The organism is Burkholderia sp. BCC1640 (assembly GCF_902833125.1).
Classification (GTDB): Bacteria; Pseudomonadota; Gammaproteobacteria; order Burkholderiales; family Burkholderiaceae; genus Burkholderia; species Burkholderia diffusa.
Genome location: NZ_CADFEF010000190.1, coordinates 1 through 419 on the forward strand (window position 1 = coordinate 1; position 419 = coordinate 419).

The 419-nt window shown below is 71.1% G+C and carries 1 pseudogene; it reads right to left on the reverse strand.

The window, feature by feature from the left end:
- Positions 1–419 (reverse strand): annotated as a pseudogene (locus HWX25_RS33675) (ABC transporter ATP-binding protein); the annotation flags it as partial.

A 419-nucleotide genomic window follows, 5' to 3' on the forward strand; every position in this document is an offset into this window, starting at 1 on the left:
GGCGGGGCAGGGGCGGCGCGTGGCGCGCGCCGCGAGTGTCGTGTCGGGCAGGGATGCGGCGGGGCTGGAGGTCGCGCTCGTCACGGCGCCTGTCGTCGCGATCATCGTTGCGCTCGTTGCCGCGTTTTTCGCCGCGCTCGCCGATGCGCTCGTCGTCGTATTCGTCGCATTCGTCGCATTCGTGGTCGCGTCATCGGCCGCGTCCCTTGCCGCCGTCTCCACGCCCATCATCCAGGCCGCCAGCTCGTCGCGGCTGGTATCGGCCACGTTCGCCTGCGCCACCGCGCGGCCCTTGCGCAGCACCGTCACCGCGTCGGCGAAATCGAGCCCCTCGCGAAACTTGTGGGTGATCATCAGCACCGTCAGCACGCGCGCGCTGGCCAGCTCGCGCATCACGCCGAGCACCTCGTCGGCTTCCT